Raw genomic sequence first — 16,795 nt, forward strand, 5'->3', positions numbered from 1 at the left:
CGGAGGATCATGACCCACGAACCACCACTTCCGCCCGCACCCGAGGTCGCGACCGCGGTCAACCGCCCTCGGACCGTCGCGGTCCGCGCCACCGAGACCGGTCTGCCCCTCGACATTCGCATCGACGAACGCGAACTGCGGTACGGCGGCGCACGTCTGGCCGACGAGATCCTCCGCCTGTGCCGGGAGGCCGCGCGGGAGGCGGGGACGCGCCGACGCGAGCAGCTCGCGTACGACGGTATGCCCGCCGACGTCCTCGACCGGCTCGGGTTGCCGACCCGCGAGCAGGTCGCCGTCGCCCAGCAGGCCGAGGACGAGGACCACGCCCCGACGAGCTGGATGCGACCGGTATGAGCGGGCACGACATGGACGCGATCGTGGCGCGCGCGTCGGCGCAGTTGAATCTGTTCGACGACGCCCTGTCGGGGCTGCGGTCCATTCGGGCCCACGCGGTCAGCGACGACGGCGTCGTCCGCGTCGAGGTCGACGGGAACGGCAGTCCGACCGGGATGTGGCTCAGCGATTCACTGCTCGGGCTCGACGCCAGGGCCCTCGCCCGGACGATCACCCACACCGCGCACCGGGCGGCGGCCGCCGCTGCGGAGGAACGGAACCGGATCACCGCAGCGCTGTTCACCGACTTCACGAACAGCTGACCGGTGTCCGGCTATATCTTTGCCCGCGAGCTGGCTAGGCTTCCGGCCATGGCTGGAGACATCGTCCCGATCGAACTCGGTCTCACCCGAGGCGACCTCGTCACGCTGTGGGCTCCTCGCTGGCGCGAGGGCGACGACGAGTGGGAGGCGTTCCTCGGCCACGAGGAGGACCTGTACGGGTTCACCACCGTCGCCGAGCTGGCCGCCTTCATCCGCACCGACGACGACAACGACCTCGTCGAGCACCCGTCGTGGCCGGTCGTCTCCAAGCTGGCCGCCCCCGAACTCGAACCGGACGAGAGCTTCGCGTTCGATCTGATCGGTGTGCCCGAACTGGCCGCCGGCGATCCGGAGGGACTGACCGTCTCGGAGCTCGAGAGCACGCTGGCGATGGTGCGCAACATCGGCGAGGTGTGCGATCTCGAACCGGTGATCAAGTTCTTCGAGAACCACCCCGAACTCGCCTACCTGCGCGGCGGGGTCGACGAGTTCGCCGGCCGCGAGGGCGAGGCCCTGTGGGACCGGATCGGTTCCGCGGTCGCCGAGGACTGGGATGCCGTCCTCGACGCGATCGATTCGATTGTCACCACCCCGGACGTCGACGCCGACGCGCTGGCGGTCGCGGAGGCCGAGATCCTCGCGGCGGAGGAGAACGTGGTCGACGCCGACGACGACGCCGAGTCGGACGAGGACTACGAGGAGTACGACGCCGACGGGACCGAGGACGAAGAGACCTTCTGGACTCTCGTCGGAATCGACCCGATCAAGATCATCACGTCGGAGACGACGTACTACTCCCTGCGCTGCTACCTGGACGACCACGCGGTGTTCCTCGGTCGTGGCGGCAAGATCTCGGTGTTCGGTTCCGAGCGCGCACTCGCCCGCTACCTCGCCGACAACCACGACCACGATCTGGCGCGGGTCAGCACGTACGAGCAGGTGCAGACGGCCGCGGTCGACGGATCGCTCGAGGTCGAGGTCACCGACGAGAACGTCTACGTGCTGCCGGGGCTGGTCGACGACCTCGCCGCGGGCCCCGACAGCGTCGACGCCGATCAGCTCGAGCTGGCCGTCGAACTGTTCACCGATGCGGCGGACTTCGCGAAGGACGACGCCACCGACGCCGCGCTGGCGCCGTCCACCCCGCTGGGCTGGTACGTCTCGTTCATCATCGATCCCACCCCGAGCCGGATGACGCCGAATCCTCCGTTCCAAGCGGAGGCCGAGACGTGGCGTGCGCTCGAGAGCGAGTTCGAGAGCCGGCTGCGCCCGGAATAGGCCGGCCGACGGTCCGGATCAGCCGATCAGGACCGCGTAGCCGGGCTTGATGACGTCGTCGATCAGCGCCAGTCGCTGGTCGAACGGGATGAACGCGGACTTCATCGCGTTGATGGTGAAGCGTTCGAGGTCACTCCAGCCGTATCCGAAGGTGTTCACCAGCGCCAGCATCTCGCGGCTCATCGAGGTGTCGCTCATCAGCCGGTTGTCGGTGTTCACGGTGACCCGGAAGCGGAGCCGCGCGAGCAGGTCGAACGGGTGCTCCTCGAGATTGGCGACCGCCCCGGTCTGCACGTTGGAACTGGGGCACAGCTCCAGCGGAATCCGCTTGTCACGCACGTAGTCCGCGAGCAGTCCGAGGGTGGCCTCGCCGTCCGGGCCGATCGTGATGTCGTCGGTGATCCGGACCCCGTGCCCCAGCCTGTCGGTGCCGCAGAACGCGATCGCCTCGTGGATGGACGGCAGCCCGAACGCCTCACCTGCGTGAATCGTGAAATGGGCGTTGCATGTCCGCATGTATTCGAAGGCATCGAGGTGCCGGCTCGGCGGATACCCGGCCTCCGCGCCGGCGATGTCGAAGCCGACCACGCCGCGGTCCCGGAAGCGGACCGCCAGTTCGGCGATCTCGCGGGAGCGCGCCGCGTGCCGCATCGCGGTGAGCAGGCACCCGATGCGGATGTCGTGCCCGGCGGCCCGGGCCACGTCGGCACCCTCCGCGAAACCGGCCAGGACGTGCTCGACCACCTCGTCGAGGGTCAGTCCTTCGTCGAGATGTTGTTCGGGCGCGAACCGCACCTCGGCGTACACGACGCCGTCGGCCGCGAGGTCCTCCGCGCACTCACGCGCCACCCGACGCAGACCCGACGGCGTCTGCATCACCGCGACGGTGTGCGCGAAGGTTTCGAGGTAGCGCTCGAGCGATCCGCTGTCGGCGGCGGCCCGGAACCACACGGCCAGTTCGTCGGGGGTGTCCGCGGGCAGCTCGGTGTATCCGCACTCGGCGGCCAACTCCGCGACGGTGGCGGGCCGCAGACCACCGTCCAGGTGGTCGTGCAGCAGCACCTTCGGCGCGCGGGCGAGATAGTCCAGGTCCAGCGGCGCTGTCATGGCTAGACGGTAGCCGCGGTAGGTGTCGAACGGGCGGCATCGACGTGCCGGATGTCGGAACGCGGGGTGTCCGGGGACGGGCGTCGACCCGCTCCCACCACCCGAAATCAAGTTACCGGCGAGTAGATACTCGATACCCGATCGTCACGCGCATGAGACATTTTCCACATTGCATACGACGGCGCTATACCCGTCGTTCACCGTCGCCGCCACCGGCCGGGCCCATCCGGACACACCCCGACAACACCGCCACTTCTCCGATCATCATTGTCGCGCAACAACTTCCGGCACGATAGGGCCGAAAGCCCCCACCTCGTCGCGAGCACTGAATGCATGCAGAGAATCGCCGGACGCCGCGAAACCCGTTATGGGAAGGCAAACCTAACAACTATTTCCGACACCGTACGAACCGCACGGGGAATTAGTTCCCGGAATCGGTTGGGTTTAGAGTTCACAGGAGTCGGTTTAGGTTCTCGTCGAGCCCGAGCTGCGGTACTCCCGAACAGTGTTGCAGGCTCGACGCGCCCACCAAAGACGTTGGAGGCACAGCACTCGATGAGCAGCACGACGGAAGCCGCTCCCGCTAAGGAGCGCACCCGGTCGCTATACCGGGGCGACCCCGGAATGTGGTCCTGGGTTCTACACCGGATCACCGGCGTCGCAACATTCTTCTTTCTCTTCGTCCATGTCCTGGACACCGCGCTCGTGCGCGTCAACCCGGACACCTACGACCGAGTCATCGAGACCTACAAGAACCCCCTTGTCGGTCTCATGGAGCTCGCGCTCGTTGCCATGGTGCTGTACCACGCACTGAACGGGCTCCGGGTGATGTTGGTGGACTTCTGGTCGAAGGGCCCCCAGTACCAGCGCGTCATGCTCTGGGTCATTCTCGCGATCTGGTTCGTGGTGATGATCCCGGCCGCAGGTCGCATCTTCTACAACATGTTTGCGGGGCACTGACATGACGACAGAAGCCAAGTCGCTGGGCACGGCGTTCGACCGCCCTGCCAGCCTGGACAACCCCCGCTCGCCCCGCAAGGCGGCGAAGAACAACTTCGAGCTCTACGCATGGCTGTTCATGCGGTTCTCCGGCGTGGCACTCATCGTGCTCGTCCTGGGCCACCTGTTCATCATGCTGATGCTCGACGACGGCGTGCACCGCATCAACTTCGCCTTCGTCGCGGGTCGCTGGTCCAGCCCGTTCTGGCAGATGTGGGACCTCACCATGCTCTGGCTCGCCCAGCTGCACGGCGGTAACGGCCTGCGCACGGTCATCGCGGACTACTCGCGTAAGGACTCCACCCGGTTCTGGCTCAACACGGTTCTCGCCGTGTCGATGATCCTGATCATGGCGCTGGGTACCTACGTCATCTTCACCTTCGACCCCAACATCTCGGCGAGCTAGGGGAGCAGAGACTTCATGCAGGAACATCGTTATGACGTCGTCATCGTCGGCGCCGGCGGCGCGGGCATGCGTGCAGCCATCGAGTCCGGGCCGCGCGTCCGGACTGCGGTCCTGACCAAGCTGTACCCCACTCGCAGCCACACCGGTGCCGCGCAGGGCGGCATGTGCGCCGCGCTCGCGAACGTCGAGGAAGACAACTGGGAGTGGCACACCTTCGACACCGTCAAGGGCGGCGACTACCTCGCCGACCAGGACGCCGTCGAGATCATGGCCAAGGAAGCCATCGACGCGGTGCTGGACCTGGAGAAGATGGGTCTTCCGTTCAACCGCACCCCCGAGGGCAAGATCGACCAGCGTCGTTTCGGTGGTCATACCCGCGATCACGGCAAGGCTCCGGTTCGCCGCGCCTGCTACGCCGCCGACCGCACCGGTCACATGATCCTGCAGACGCTCTACCAGAACTGCGTCAAGCACGACGTCGAGTTCTTCAACGAGTTCTACGCGCTCGACATCGCGCTGACGGAGACCCCCGAGGGCCCCGTCGCCACCGGTGTCATCGCCTACGAGCTGTCGACCGGCGAGATCCACGTCTTCCACGCGAAGTCGATCGTCTTCGCCACGGGTGGCTCGGGCCGCATGTACAAGACGACGTCCAACGCGCACACCCTCACCGGTGACGGCATGGGCATCATCTTCCGCAAGGGCCTGCCGCTCGAGGACATGGAATTCCACCAGTTCCATCCCACGGGACTGGCTGGGCTCGGAATTCTTATCTCCGAGGCAGTGCGAGGCGAGGGCGGCATCCTCCGCAACGCCGACGGTGAGCGCTTCATGGAGCGCTACGCCCCCACCATCAAGGACCTCGCGCCGCGTGACATCGTCGCCCGCTCGATGGTTCTCGAGGTGCTCGAAGGTCGCGGTGCCGGCCCGAACAAGGACTACGTCTACATCGACGTCACGCACCTCGGCGAGGACGTGCTCGAGGAGAAGCTCCCCGACATCACCGAGTTCGCCCGCACCTACCTGGGCGTCGACCCGGTCACCGAGCTCGTCCCGGTGTACCCGACGTGCCACTACGTGATGGGCGGCATCCCCACCAAGATCCGTGGTGAGGTGCTGCGTAACAACGAGGACATCGTCCCCGGCCTGTACGCCGCCGGCGAGTGCGCCTGCGTCTCGGTGCACGGCGCGAACCGTCTCGGCACCAACTCGCTGCTCGACATCAACGTCTTCGGTCGCCGCGCCGGTATCGCCGCCGCGGAGCACGCCGAGAACACCGATTTCGTGCCGCTGCCGGAGGACCCGGCGAAGATGGTCGAGGAGTGGCTCGAGGTCATCCTGTCCGACCACGGTCACGAGCGTGTCGCCGACATCCGGACCGAACTGCAGCAGTCCATGGACAACAACGCGTCGGTGTTCCGCACCGAGGCCACGCTGACCCAGGCGCTGAAGGATGTGCGTGCCCTCAAGGAGCGCTACAACCACATCACGGTCCAGGACAAGGGCAAGCGCTACAACAGCGACCTGCTCGAGGCCGTCGAGCTCGGCTTCCTGCTCGAGATGGCCGAGGTCACCGTCGTCGGTGCACTCAACCGCAAGGAATCGCGTGGCGGCCACGCCCGCGAGGACTACCCGGATCGCAACGACGCCGAGTACATGCAGCACACCATGGCCTACAAGGTGGGCGACGGTCTGCTCTCCGACATCCGTCTCGACTACAAGCCGGTGGTCCAGACCCGCTACGAGCCCATGGAGCGTAAGTACTGATGTCCGCACCTGTCTTGGACAAGGACGCACCCGCGCTGCCGCCCGTTCCCGAGGGCGCCGTCATGGTCACCCTCAAGATCGCCCGGTTCAACCCGGAGGACGGCGAGGGTCAGCGCTGGGAGAGCTTCCAGGTTCCCACGCTGCCGACCGACCGTCTGCTGAACCTGCTGCTGTACGTGAAGGGCTACCTGGACGGCACCCTGACGTTCCGCCGCTCCTGCGCGCACGGCGTGTGTGGTTCGGACGCGATGCGGATCAACGGCGTCAACCGTCTGGCCTGCAAGGTCCTGATGCGCGACATGCTGCCCAAGGACGGCAAGCCGATCACGATCACCGTCGAGCCCATCAAGGGTCTGCCGGTCGAGAAGGATCTGCTGGTCGACATGGAGCCGTTCTTCGACGCGTTCCGCGCCGTGAAGCCGTTCCTGATGACCACGGGCAACGAGCCGACCCGCGAGCGCATCCAGTCGCAGGCGGATCGTGCACGCTTCGACGACACCACCAAGTGCATCCTGTGCGCGTGCTGCACCACGTCGTGCCCGGTGTACTGGAGCGACGGCACGTACTTCGGCCCGGCCGCGATCGTGAACGCACACCGCTTCATCTTCGACAGCCGTGACGAGGGCGCCGCCGAGCGTCTCGACATCCTGAACGACAAGGACGGCGTGTGGCGCTGCCGCACGACGTTCAACTGCACCGACGCGTGCCCCCGTGGCATCCAGGTGACGAAGGCGATCCAGGAAGTCAAGCGCGCGCTGCTGTTCGCCCGCAAGTGACGCCGTAAGGCCCACAGCACCACCGTTTTGCGCACTTGACGCTGTTCCCGACACGTTCGGGACAGCGGCAAGTGCGCAAAACGCGTTTCAGGGCCTACCCTGGAATGTCGTTATGGCTGCACACCCGAAGTCCACACGGCGGCGAATTCTCCTGACCGCCACGGCCTCCGCACTCGTCCTCGGTGCCGGGGTCGCTCCGGCGACGGCCGTGCCCCTCGCCGGTCAGGCTCCCCTGATCGCCGACCCGGGTGTCGCGCCCACCACCACTCCCCCGTACAGCACCCCGAGCACCGACGACTGTCCGCACCGGCAGTCGCCACCGCCGGCGATCGACCTGTCGGAGGTTCCGCGGCCCGGGGAGACGGCGCCCCCGCCGGTCCCGGTGCCGGCCGACCCGGTCGGCGGCGACGCGCTCGGCAACTGCGGCGTCGTCACCGCCCCGGGCACCCCGCCGCTGCCCGCCGACATCTCTGCGACCGGTTGGCTGCTCTCCGACCTGGACACCGGTCAGGTGCTGGCCGCGAAGGACCCGCACGGCCGCTACCGGCCCGCCAGCACCATCAAGGTGCTGCTCGCGCTGGTCGCACTCGACGAACTCGATCTGGACACCAGCGTCGTCGTGGACGCCGCGACGGCCTCCGTGGAGGGCAGTTCCGCGGGTCTGGGCGCCGGTGGCACGTACACCAATCTCCAGTTGATGCAGGGCCTGGTGATGCGGTCCGGCAACGACACCGCCCACGCCCTCGCACAGCAACTCGGGGGCGAGCAGGCCACGGTCGCGAAGATGAACGAGAAGGCTGCGTCCCTGGGCGCGCTGGACACCCGGACGGCATCGGTGTCGGGTCTCGACGGACCCGGAATGTCGACGTCGCCGTACGACCTCGCGCTGTTCTTCCGGGCGGCGATGCAGAACCCGACGTTCGCGCAGTTGATCTCCACCGATCAGGTGATGTTCCCCGGGCATCCCGCGGATCCGACGATGCCCGACAGCACTCCGGTCGAGCCCTACCCGATCCACAACGACAACCTGCTGCTCACCAACTACGCGGGGGCGCTCGGCGGCAAGACCGGCTACACCGACGACGCCCGTCAGACGTTCGTCGGGGGCGCCGACCGCGACGGCCGACGGCTGGCGGTCACGCTGACGGCCGCGGACGTGCTGCCCATCCGTCCGTGGGAGCAGGTCGCCCGACTGCTCGACTACGGGTACGCCCTCGACCCCACCACCACGGTGGGCACCCTGGTGGATCCGCAGGCCCCGTCGGAAGCCCGGGCCGTGGAGGTCGCCGGACCCGACACGCACGGTCCCGGTGGTATGGATCTGGCGTCGGGTTCGGATCTGCCGAACAAGGACGCCGCCGGACGCGTCGCCGTGGGCATCGTCGGGTCGGGCATCGTCGTCGGCCTGCTGGGCTGGGCCCGCGTGATCACCCGCCGCAAACGACGCTGATCCGGCTCAGTCGCCCCGGCGCTTCCACAGGCCGGCCAGTCCGATCGCCGCGAGCGCGCCGGCGCCGGTGAACGCCAGCGCCTCCCTCACGGTCGGGCCCGCCCGTAGTTGGACACGCGGGCGGATCACCGCGGAGTCCGGCGGCGGCACGAACGCGTTCTTCAGGTTGTCCCGCGCGGTCGCGGCCCACGCGGTGGCGAACAGGATCAGGCGGGCGGTGAGGTTGCTGAACACGAGCAGACCCAGGATCGGTCCGAACGCCACTCCCGCCGGTCCCTGACTGACCGCGGCCAGATAGATCGCGCCGACCTGACGGAAGATCTCGAACACGATCGCGGCGGCGAGGGCCGCCCGGGCGGCGCTGCGCAGCGTCACCGGTTCGCGGGGCAGGCGCGCGATCACCCAGGTCAGCACCGCCCAGGTCGCGAGCAGGCCGACCACGAGCGACGCGATCCGCACCGCCACCCCGACACCGGTGATGTTCTCGGCACCGAGCCATTCGACGAACCTGCCCGCGAGCGGCCCGTTGCTGAGGGCGGACAGTCCGAACGACACGAGCATCGTCAGGCCCAGGCCGAGGAGGGCCGCGAGATCCTTGATCTTGGTGACGAGGAAGTTCCCGGACTCGCGGGTGGTCTCCCACATCGCGGTCAGCGCATCGCGCAGGTTCGCCATCCAGCCGAGCCCCGCGTAGGCGGCGCCGAGCAGGCCGAGCACACCGACACCGGTACGGGCCGAGACCGCCGAGTCGATCAGGGAGTTGACGGTCTCCCCGAGCCCGCCCGGCATGTTCTTGCTGACCTGCTCCTGGATGTCGATGATCCACTCGGGATTACCGGCCAGCACGAAACCGGCGACGGCGAACGCCACCATGAGGATCGGCACGATCGCGAGGATCGTGAAGTACGTGATCCCGGCGGCGTAGTAGTCGCCCTTCTGCTGCTGGTAGCGTCCGCCCGCGCGGACGAGGTGATCGAGCCACGGCCGCGCCGCTCGCTGCCTGTCGAGAAAGCTCGGCGCGCCGTCGGCCATGTGTCGATTACCTCCCGGTGGTCAGGAATCCCACCTTCTCATAGACCTGGCCGAGCGTCCGGGCAGCGACCTCGCGGGCCCGCGCGGCACCGGCCGCGAGGATGCGGTCCAGTTCGGCACGGTCGGAGAGATAGCCGTCGACCTTCTGCCGCAGCGGCGTGACGAACTCGGCGAGGACCTCCGCGGTGTCGGTCTTGAGGTCGCCGTAGCCCTTGCCCTCGTAGCCTGCGACGAGGTCGTCGACACTCTTGCCCGACAGCGCCGACTGGATCGTGAGCAGGTTGCTCACGCCCGCCTTGTTCTCCGGGTCGAACCGGATCTCGCGCTCGTTGTCGGTGACCGCGGACTTGATCTTCTTCGCCGACACCTTGGGATCGTCGAGCAGGTTGATCAGGCCGGACTCCGTCGCCGCGGACTTGCTCATCTTGGCGTGCGGGTCCTGCAGGTCGTAGATCTTCGCGGTGCCCTTGATGATCTGCGGCTCCGGGATCACGAACGTCTTGCCGTACCGGGTGTTGAAGCGGCCGGCGAGGTCACGGGCCAGTTCGAGGTGCTGGCGCTGGTCCTCGCCCACCGGGACCCGCTGCGGACGGTAGAGCAGGATGTCGGCGGCCATCAGCACCGGGTAGGTGAACAGTCCGACGCTGGCCTGCTCGCTGCCCTGCCGCGCCGACTTGTCCTTGAACTGCGTCATGCGACTGGCCTCACCGAAACCGGTGATGCAGTTGAGCACCCACGCCAGTTCGGCGTGCTCGGGCACCTGGCTCTGCACGAACAGCGTCGCCCGCTCGGGGTCGATGCCCAGCGCCAGCAACTGCGCGACGGCCCGCAGCGTCCGCTGCCGCAGTTGCTTGGGATCCTGCGGCACCGTGATCGCATGCAGGTCGGGGATGAAGTAGAAGGCGTCGAAGTCGTCCTGCAGAGGCACCCACTGCTGCAACGCACCGAGGAAATTGCCGAGGTGGAACGAGTCGGCGGTCGGCTGGATGCCCGACAGGACGCGAGGCTTCGCGGTCGGAGGGGTCGCGGTGTTCTCTGCAGTACTCGACATAATTCCCGATCCTGTCACGCGTCGCGATCGGCGATGCGAGGGAGGTGCACGCCGACGGCCCGGCACCGGCCGACCAAGGCGTCCGCGTGACCGGGCCGCACCTGCAACACGATCGACGCGGCCGCGGTGCCGACGGCCGCAGCGAACCACGACAGTTCCCCCGACTGTTCGTCCAACAGCACGTCGGCGTCGAGCACGAACACCACCGGGTCGGCGCCGACGGTGTCGCCGATCTCGCCGAAGCACTCGTCGAACGCGTCCTTGTTACGGCCGAAGTAGTACGGGAACTGCAACGCCGCCGCGAACTCGTCGAACAGCGCCCGCACCGTCGCCATCCGACGTCCGCGCACGTGCCGCACCGGACGTCCGGCGGCGCGCAGGTCCTCCTCGATGCCGGCGGCGCGAGCGGGATCCACGACCAGCAACGACAGGCCCTGCGGCGGCGACAGCAGCATCAGCGCATCCTCACGAACGTCTCGTAGTGGTCGGAGGTGTACCACGCGGAGCCGTCGTCGCCGGTGACGATGCGTTCGGCGTCGCGGCCCCGACCGTCACGCTTCCGGTTGACGTCCCACTCCTGGTAGCGGACCTTCCGGCCGCCGTCCGACGTCGCGGGCAGCCGGCCCTCGTGGTTGCCGAACGTCCGCCCGCCCTGCGTGCCGGGCGAGTCTGCGGGCGGCCAGCCGCCGGCGTCGATCGCGGCCAGCGTGGTCCACACGTAGTCGGGGACGGCGCTGTTCTTCGCCACACTCGAGGTCGCACCGGGTTTGGGGGCGGTGGGCTTCGCGGTGGCGGCCTTGGGGGTCGTGGTCGTCGCGGAACTCGTCACCGACGTGACCGAGGTGACCGACGCCGCAGCCGGGGCCTGGTCGTCTCCCCCGCCCTGGGTTCCGACGAACACCGCCACGGCGAGGCCCGCGAGGGCGACGAGCAGCGCGATGATCGGGTTCTTCGATCGGGGCGCGGCCATCAGCGGAACTGGACCGTGACGGGCGCGTGGTCCGACCAGCGCTCGGCGTACGTCGCGGCCCGCTCGACCCGCGCCTCCTTGGCCCGCTCGGCCAGGCCGGGCGTGGTGAGGTGGTAGTCGATGCGCCAGCCGGCGTCGGTGTCGAAGGCCTTGCCGCGGTACGACCACCACGAGTACGGGCCGTCGACGTCCGGGTGCAGGGTCCGCACGACGTCGACCCACGTGCCGTCGGCGAGGAGGCCGTCGACCCAGGCCCGCTCGCTCGGCAGGAATCCGGACTTCTTGACGTTGCCCTTCCAGTTCTTGATGTCCCGCTCGGTGTGGGCGATGTTCCAGTCGCCACACACCAGCACCTCGCGTCCCGTCGCTGCGGCCGCCGCGGCGCTGCGGCCGAGGTGCGTCGCGAACGACGCCATGAAGCGTTCCTTCTGCTCCTGCTTGGGCGTCTCGGCCTCGCCGGTCGGCAGGTACAGGCTGCCGACGGTCAGGGCGTCGAAGTCGGCCTCGATGTAGCGTCCGGCGTCGGCGAACTCGTCGTCACCGAACCCGATGCGCACGGCGTCCGCCGGACGTCGCGACAGCACCGCGACACCGTTGCGGCCCTTCGCGGACGGCTCGGCGGAGGCCAGGTGCCAACCGGCGTCGAGCGCGGGCGCGAGCGCCTGGTGGAGCTGCTCGTCCGACGCGCGGGTCTCCTGCAGGCAGACGACATCCGCCTGCGAGCCCTCGATCCACTCGAGCAGGCCCTTCTTGACCGCCGCGCGGACGCCGTTGACATTGACCGTGGTGATGATGTGTGGCACGCGAAGAACCGTAGCCGAACGGGCCGACGCTATCGCCGGGCCGTCACCACCGCGACGCCGAGGACCGCGATGCCCGACAGGGCGAGTACCGAGCCCACGAGGGCGGGAGCGGTGTAGCCGAATCCGGCGGCGATGACGGCGCCGCCGATCCACGCGCCGAAGGCGTTCGCGATGTTGAGCGCGGAGTGGTTGAGGGCGGCGGCGAGGGTCTGAGCGTCGGCGGCGACGTCCATCAGCCGGGTCTGGAGGCCGGGTACCAGTGCCGATCCGGCGGCGGCGACGAGGAACAGCACGATCATCGCGGTGTAGGGGTTGTGGGCGGCGACGGCGAACGTCGCGAGCAGCACCACGAGCGCGCCCATCATGGCGAACAGCCCGCGGGTGAGGGCCCGGTCCGCGAGCCGGCCGCCGAGGATGTTCCCGGCGACCATGCCGAGCCCGTAGACCATCAGTGCGAGCGGCACCAGCGACATCGGCAGCCCGGCGACCTCCGTCATGGTGAAGCTGACGTACGTGTAGACGGCGAACATGCCGCCGAACCCGACCATGCCCACCACCAGGGTCAGCCACACCTGGCCGCGCCGCAGTGCGCCGAGTTCGGTGGCCGGGTTGCTGGCACGCAGCGCGTGCAGTGGCGGAACCCACACGGTGATCGCGGCGACGGTGACGGCGCCGATGACCGCGACGACCGCGAAGGCGGCGCGCCAGCCCAGCGCCTGGCCGATCCAGGTGGCGGCCGGCACTCCGACGACGTTGGCGACCGCGAGACCCGACATCACCATCGCCACCGACTTGGCGCGGTGGCCGCGTCCGGCGAGATGCGCCGCCACGAGGGACGCCACGCCGAAGTAGGCGCCGTGCGGCAGGCCCGCGACGAAACGGGCGACCAGCAGCCCGCCGTAGTCCGGGGCCACGATCGTCGCCGCGTTCCCGACGGTGAACGCGACCATCAGGCCGATCAGCAGCGCCCGGCGGGGCAGCCGCGCGGTGAGCGCCGCGATCAGCGGTGCGCCCACCACGACGCCCAGTGCGTACGCGGTGATGACATGACCGGCGGTGGACTCCGAGACGCCCACACCGCCCGCGATCTGCGGCAGCAGCCCCATCGCGACGAACTCGGTGGTGCCGATACCGAAGCCGCCCATCGCGAGCGCCAGCATCGCGCGGCGGCGCCCGGAGCGTGAGAGGGACGCGCCGGTGGGCGCCTGGGCGGGGGCAGAGATGGTCAAGAAGACGTTGCCTTTCGGGGGGCACGGTGGAGACGGCAGACGTTCGACGGTACCGACCGAAAGAAAACGGGACGTTCCCACGAGGGGAACGTCCCGTTTCAGCTGAAGTCAGCGGCGCATCAGCGTGACGCGCGAGCCTTCTGCAGGTTCTCGTCCAGCGTGGAGAGGAACTCCTCGGTGGTCTGCCAACCCTGGTCGGGTCCGATCAGCAGAGCGAGGTCCTTGGTCATCTGGCCGTTCTCGACGGTCTTGATGACGACGTCCTCGAGCTGCTGCGCGAAGTCGATGACCTCGGGGGTGTTGTCCAGCTTGCCGCGGTGCTCGAGACCCCGGGTCCACGCGAAGATGGACGCGATCGGGTTCGTCGAGGTGGGCTTGCCCTGCTGGTGCTGACGGTAGTGGCGCGTGACGGTGCCGTGTGCGGCCTCCGCCTCGACCGTGCGGCCGTCCGGGGTCATCAGCACGGAGGTCATCAGACCCAGCGAGCCGTAGCCCTGTGCGACGGTGTCGGACTGGACGTCGCCGTCGTAGTTCTTGCAGGCCCAGACGTAGCCACCCTCCCACTTGAGCGAGGAAGCGACCATGTCGTCGATGAGGCGGTGCTCGTAGGTGAGACCGGCAGCGTCGAACTCAGCCTTGAACTCGGTCTCGTAGATGTTCTGGAACTCGTCCTTGAACATGCCGTCGTAGGCCTTGAGGATGGTGTTCTTCGTGGAGAGGTACACCGGGTAGTTCTGCTGCAGGCCGTACGCGAGCGAGGCACGGGCGAAGTCCTGGATGGACTTCTTGTAGTTGTACATACCCATGACGACGCCGCCGTCCTCGGGAATGCGGCACACCTCGTGCTGGATCGGCTCGGAGCCGTCCTCGGGGGTGTACGTGATGGTGACGGTGCCGGCGCCGGGGACCTTGAAGTCGGTGGCGCGGTACTGGTCACCGAACGCGTGACGTCCGACGATGACCGGCTTGGTCCAACCGGGGACCAGACGCGGGACGTTGGAGATCAGGATCGGCGCACGGAAGATCGTTCCGCCCAGGATGTTACGGATGGTGCCGTTCGGGGAACGCCACATCTTCTTCAGGCCGAATTCCGTGACCCGGTCCTCGTCCGGCGTGATCGTCGCGCACTTGACGCCGACGCCGTGCTTCTTGATGGCTTCGGCTGCGTCGATCGTCACCTGGTCGTCGGTCGCATCGCGATGCTCGATCCCCAGGTCGTAGTACTCCAGGTCGACATCCAGGTAGGGATGGACCAGCTTGTCTTTGATGAACTGCCAGATGATGCGAGTCATCTCGTCGCCGTCGAGTTCGACGACCTTACCTTCGACCTTGATCTTGGACATGGGGGCTTCGCGTCCTCCTAGGAAGTTTTCCCTGGTTCCACGTGAACGGACCACTTTGTGGGCGGGTCCGCCAACGGTTCAATTATCAAACGTATACGGTCCGAATCTCCCGCGTAGGGGCCGACCCAAACATGACGAGCGTACTGCTATTCGCACGGACCGCAACCACCGGGCCGGGAGCCGCACACCCTACTGCCGGGTAACTTTTCCCGCCTCGACGTCGGCGGACTTCGCCGCGACCCATCGCCGGTAGGCCAGGGTGAGCATGCCCAGCCACACCCCGCCGACCACGAGGGCCAGCCTGGTATCGGCGTCGAAAGCCAGCACGACGACCACGAAGAGCAGGAACGCGATGGCCACCAACTGCCCGTACGGCCAGAACGGCACCGGGAACTTCAGCGCCGCGGTCTCCTCCGGCGTCATCTGCTTCCGCGAGCGGTACTGCGCAAACAGGATCATCAACCAGACGAAGATGGTGGCGAAGGTCGCAATCGACGCGATGACGAGGAACACCCGATCCGGGATCAGGTAGTTGAGCAACACCCCGACCAGCAGCGTCGCGATCATGATGACCACCGTCATCCACGGGACCCCGTTGCGGGACACCTGACGCATCACCGCGGGCGCCTGACCGCGCTGCGCCATGCCGTACATCATCCGGCCGGCGCCGAAGATGTCACTGTTGATCGCCGACAGCGCCGCGGTGATCACCACGACGTTCAGCACCGCGGCGGCCCCACCGATGCCGAGACTCTGGAAGATCTCGACGAACGGGCTGCCCTCCGACCCGATCTCCGGCCACGGGGTGATCGCCATGATCACTGCCAGGGTCAGCACGTAGAACAGGATGATCCGGACGGGCACGGTGTTGATCGCCCGGGGCACCGTCCGTTCCGGGTCCTCCGCCTCGCCCGCCGTGACGCCGATGATCTCCGTGCCGCCGAAGGCGAACATCACGATCGCGAAGCAACCGATGAACCCGCCGAACCCGGTGGCGAAGAACCCGCCGTTGTCCCACAGGTTCGACACGCCCTCGCTGGTGTCGTGGAGCCCGAAGCCGAACACCAGGACCGCGATACCGCCGGCGATCATCGCCACGATCGCGACGACCTTGACGATCGTGAACCAGAACTCCACCTCGCCGAAGACCTTGACGCTGAGCAGGTTGATCGCCCCGATGAAGAAGACCGCCGCCAGCACCCAGATCCACCGCGGCACGTCGGGAAACCAGAAGCCCATGTAGACGCCGAGGGCGGTCACGTCGGCCAGGCAGACGACGATCATCTCGAAGGTGTAGGTCCAGCCCGTCACGAAGCCGGCGAGCGGTCCCAGGTGCTTGCCGGCGTATTCGCCGAACGAACCCGACACCGGGTTGCTCACCGCCATCTCGCCCAGCGCGCGGAGCACGATGTAGATCGCCGCGCCGCCGATGAGGTACGCCAACAGCACGGACGGTCCCGCCCGGTGGATGGCCTCCGAGGAGCCGTAGAACAGCCCGGTCCCGATCGCGGACCCGAGTGCGATGAAGCGGATGTGGCGCGCTGTGAGGCCGCGGGTCAGTGCCGCGGCGGTGTCTTTCACAATCGAACTCTCTGGAATCTGGGGGTAACGGCTGGGCGCAGCGTCGACCGAAAGACTACGTCTGTGGGCCGCGTCACCGGTCGTGCGATATGTCCGGCCCCGAATCCACGCCGATGTCGGGAGGAACTCGTCACATTCCCCCCGGCCCGTTTCTCCCCGCCCTCCTTCCAACTGCGCGGTCGATACCGCTACTATCGGCGGCAGGTCATGAGTGCCAGCGTCAAGCCCCGGCTCGCTGGTCGGCAACCCTCCATCCGCGGTGGGGTGCCCCGGGTGATGACCAGGTTTCCCGGCGAGAGCCGGGTGACAAGCGCGGGTCCGCTGGGACGGACCCACTGACAGGGCCA

At 67.9% G+C, this 16,795-nt stretch carries 17 protein-coding genes and 1 riboswitch; of the genes, 8 read left to right on the forward strand and 9 right to left on the reverse strand.

The annotated features are described in order from the left end of the window. Nucleotides 1-9: 9 nt before the first annotated feature. The 3 genes from IJ15_RS0112165 to IJ15_RS0112175 are packed head-to-tail and all read left to right on the forward strand — an operon-like array spanning nt 10 to nt 1,934. Nucleotides 10-354 carry a hypothetical protein gene (locus IJ15_RS0112165; RefSeq protein WP_031938611.1) on the forward strand — a complete coding sequence of 115 codons (345 nt, stop codon included), beginning with the start codon at nt 10-12 and terminating at the stop codon, nt 352-354. Then, nucleotides 351-656 carry a YbaB/EbfC family nucleoid-associated protein gene (locus IJ15_RS0112170; RefSeq protein ID WP_031938612.1) on the forward strand — a complete coding sequence of 102 codons (306 nt, stop codon included), beginning with the start codon at nt 351-353 and terminating at the stop codon, nt 654-656. Before IJ15_RS0112165 ends, IJ15_RS0112170 begins: the two co-directional genes overlap by 4 nt. Nucleotides 657-704: 48 nt before the next feature. Continuing rightward, nucleotides 705-1,934, forward strand: a complete 1,230-nt coding sequence (locus IJ15_RS0112175; protein WP_031938613.1) for a hypothetical protein — start codon at nt 705-707, stop codon at nt 1,932-1,934. An 18-nt stretch (nt 1,935-1,952) separates the two neighbouring features. Here the strand turns inward: IJ15_RS0112175 and IJ15_RS0112180 are convergent, their stop codons facing one another. After that, nucleotides 1,953-3,041, reverse strand: a complete 1,089-nt coding sequence (locus IJ15_RS0112180; RefSeq protein WP_031938614.1) for an adenosine deaminase — start codon at nt 3,039-3,041, stop codon at nt 1,953-1,955. Between the two features lie 555 nt (nt 3,042-3,596). On the opposite strand from IJ15_RS0112180, the gene sdhC reads away from it, so the two are divergent. The 5 genes from sdhC (at nt 3,597) to IJ15_RS0112205 (ending at nt 8,439) form a co-directional block, all read left to right on the forward strand. After that, nucleotides 3,597-4,001, forward strand: a complete 405-nt coding sequence (gene sdhC / locus IJ15_RS0112185) for a succinate dehydrogenase, cytochrome b556 subunit (RefSeq protein ID WP_081880709.1) — start codon at nt 3,597-3,599, stop codon at nt 3,999-4,001. Nucleotide 4,002: 1 nt separating this feature from the next. After that, nucleotides 4,003-4,446 (forward strand): succinate dehydrogenase hydrophobic membrane anchor subunit, encoded by a 444-nt coding sequence (locus IJ15_RS0112190; protein ID WP_031938616.1) that lies wholly within the window; start codon nt 4,003-4,005, stop codon nt 4,444-4,446. Nucleotides 4,447-4,461: 15 nt separating this feature from the next. Further along, on the forward strand, nt 4,462-6,213 hold the full coding sequence (sdhA, locus tag IJ15_RS0112195; RefSeq protein WP_031938617.1) for a succinate dehydrogenase flavoprotein subunit: 1,752 nt from the start codon (nt 4,462-4,464) through the stop codon (nt 6,211-6,213). Next, nucleotides 6,213-6,989 (forward strand): succinate dehydrogenase iron-sulfur subunit, encoded by a 777-nt coding sequence (locus IJ15_RS0112200; RefSeq protein ID WP_031938618.1) that lies wholly within the window; start codon nt 6,213-6,215, stop codon nt 6,987-6,989. The genes sdhA and IJ15_RS0112200 overlap by 1 nt, the downstream gene beginning before the upstream one ends. Before the next feature lie 112 nt (nt 6,990-7,101). Then, on the forward strand, nt 7,102-8,439 hold the full coding sequence (locus IJ15_RS0112205) for a D-alanyl-D-alanine carboxypeptidase family protein (RefSeq protein ID WP_031938619.1): 1,338 nt from the start codon (nt 7,102-7,104) through the stop codon (nt 8,437-8,439). Nucleotides 8,440-8,445: 6 nt separating this feature from the next. Here the strand turns inward: IJ15_RS0112205 and yhjD are convergent, their stop codons facing one another. The 8 genes from yhjD to IJ15_RS0112245 form a co-directional block, all read right to left on the reverse strand. After that, entirely contained in the window at nt 8,446-9,471 is a 1,026-nt protein-coding gene (yhjD, locus tag IJ15_RS0112210) for an inner membrane protein YhjD (protein WP_031938620.1), read from the reverse strand. 7 nt (nt 9,472-9,478) lie between these two features. Further along, the gene (gene trpS, locus IJ15_RS0112215) at nt 9,479-10,522 is read right to left on the reverse strand and encodes a tryptophan--tRNA ligase (RefSeq protein ID WP_031938621.1); all 1,044 of its coding nucleotides are present in this window, start codon (nt 10,520-10,522) and stop codon (nt 9,479-9,481) included. A gap of 14 nt (nt 10,523-10,536) precedes the next feature. Next, a complete protein-coding gene (locus tag IJ15_RS0112220) occupies nt 10,537-10,977 on the reverse strand; it encodes a barstar family protein (RefSeq protein ID WP_031938622.1) in 441 nt (146 codons plus the stop codon). Further along, a complete protein-coding gene (locus tag IJ15_RS0112225) occupies nt 10,977-11,492 on the reverse strand; it encodes a ribonuclease domain-containing protein (RefSeq protein ID WP_031938623.1) in 516 nt (171 codons plus the stop codon). Before IJ15_RS0112225 ends, IJ15_RS0112220 begins: the two co-directional genes overlap by 1 nt. After that, a complete protein-coding gene (locus tag IJ15_RS0112230) occupies nt 11,492-12,295 on the reverse strand; it encodes an exodeoxyribonuclease III (RefSeq protein ID WP_031938624.1) in 804 nt (267 codons plus the stop codon). Before IJ15_RS0112230 ends, IJ15_RS0112225 begins: the two co-directional genes overlap by 1 nt. A gap of 29 nt (nt 12,296-12,324) precedes the next feature. Continuing rightward, nucleotides 12,325-13,455, reverse strand: a complete 1,131-nt coding sequence (locus IJ15_RS0112235; protein ID WP_197059812.1) for an MFS transporter — start codon at nt 13,453-13,455, stop codon at nt 12,325-12,327. A gap of 188 nt (nt 13,456-13,643) precedes the next feature. Then, nucleotides 13,644-14,867, reverse strand: a complete 1,224-nt coding sequence (locus IJ15_RS0112240; RefSeq protein ID WP_031938626.1) for an NADP-dependent isocitrate dehydrogenase — start codon at nt 14,865-14,867, stop codon at nt 13,644-13,646. Between the two features lie 189 nt (nt 14,868-15,056). Continuing rightward, complete coding sequence (locus tag IJ15_RS0112245; protein ID WP_031938627.1) at nt 15,057-16,448, reverse strand: amino acid permease; 1,392 nt, start codon at nt 16,446-16,448, stop codon at nt 15,057-15,059. A gap of 203 nt (nt 16,449-16,651) precedes the next feature. Beyond that, nucleotides 16,652-16,767, forward strand: a riboswitch (SAM riboswitch). Nucleotides 16,768-16,795: the final 28 nt, after the last annotated feature.

It is taken from the genome of Prescottella defluvii (assembly GCF_000738775.1).
In the GTDB taxonomy this organism is placed as follows: Bacteria; Actinomycetota; Actinomycetes; order Mycobacteriales; family Mycobacteriaceae; genus Prescottella; species Prescottella defluvii.

Excerpts from the sequence above, each read along its gene's own strand:
- IJ15_RS0112165 (WP_031938611.1), top strand. The coding sequence starts at position 10 with ATGACCCACGAACCACCACTTCCGCCCGCACCCGAGGTCGCGACCGCG.
- IJ15_RS0112170 (WP_031938612.1), top strand. The coding sequence starts at position 351 with ATGAGCGGGCACGACATGGACGCGATCGTGGCGCGCGCGTCGGCGCAG.
- IJ15_RS0112175 (WP_031938613.1), top strand. The coding sequence starts at position 705 with ATGGCTGGAGACATCGTCCCGATCGAACTCGGTCTCACCCGAGGCGAC.
- IJ15_RS0112180 (WP_031938614.1), bottom strand. The coding sequence starts at position 3,041 with ATGACAGCGCCGCTGGACCTGGACTATCTCGCCCGCGCGCCGAAGGTG.
- sdhC (WP_081880709.1), top strand. The coding sequence starts at position 3,597 with ATGAGCAGCACGACGGAAGCCGCTCCCGCTAAGGAGCGCACCCGGTCG.
- IJ15_RS0112190 (WP_031938616.1), top strand. The coding sequence starts at position 4,003 with ATGACGACAGAAGCCAAGTCGCTGGGCACGGCGTTCGACCGCCCTGCC.
- sdhA (WP_031938617.1), top strand. The coding sequence starts at position 4,462 with ATGCAGGAACATCGTTATGACGTCGTCATCGTCGGCGCCGGCGGCGCG.
- IJ15_RS0112200 (WP_031938618.1), top strand. The coding sequence starts at position 6,213 with ATGTCCGCACCTGTCTTGGACAAGGACGCACCCGCGCTGCCGCCCGTT.
- IJ15_RS0112205 (WP_031938619.1), top strand. The coding sequence starts at position 7,102 with ATGGCTGCACACCCGAAGTCCACACGGCGGCGAATTCTCCTGACCGCC.
- yhjD (WP_031938620.1), bottom strand. The coding sequence starts at position 9,471 with ATGGCCGACGGCGCGCCGAGCTTTCTCGACAGGCAGCGAGCGGCGCGG.
- trpS (WP_031938621.1), bottom strand. The coding sequence starts at position 10,522 with ATGTCGAGTACTGCAGAGAACACCGCGACCCCTCCGACCGCGAAGCCT.
- IJ15_RS0112220 (WP_031938622.1), bottom strand. The coding sequence starts at position 10,977 with ATGCTGCTGTCGCCGCCGCAGGGCCTGTCGTTGCTGGTCGTGGATCCC.
- IJ15_RS0112225 (WP_031938623.1), bottom strand. The coding sequence starts at position 11,492 with ATGGCCGCGCCCCGATCGAAGAACCCGATCATCGCGCTGCTCGTCGCC.
- IJ15_RS0112235 (WP_197059812.1), bottom strand. The coding sequence starts at position 13,455 with ATGCTGGCGCTCGCGATGGGCGGCTTCGGTATCGGCACCACCGAGTTC.
- IJ15_RS0112240 (WP_031938626.1), bottom strand. The coding sequence starts at position 14,867 with ATGTCCAAGATCAAGGTCGAAGGTAAGGTCGTCGAACTCGACGGCGAC.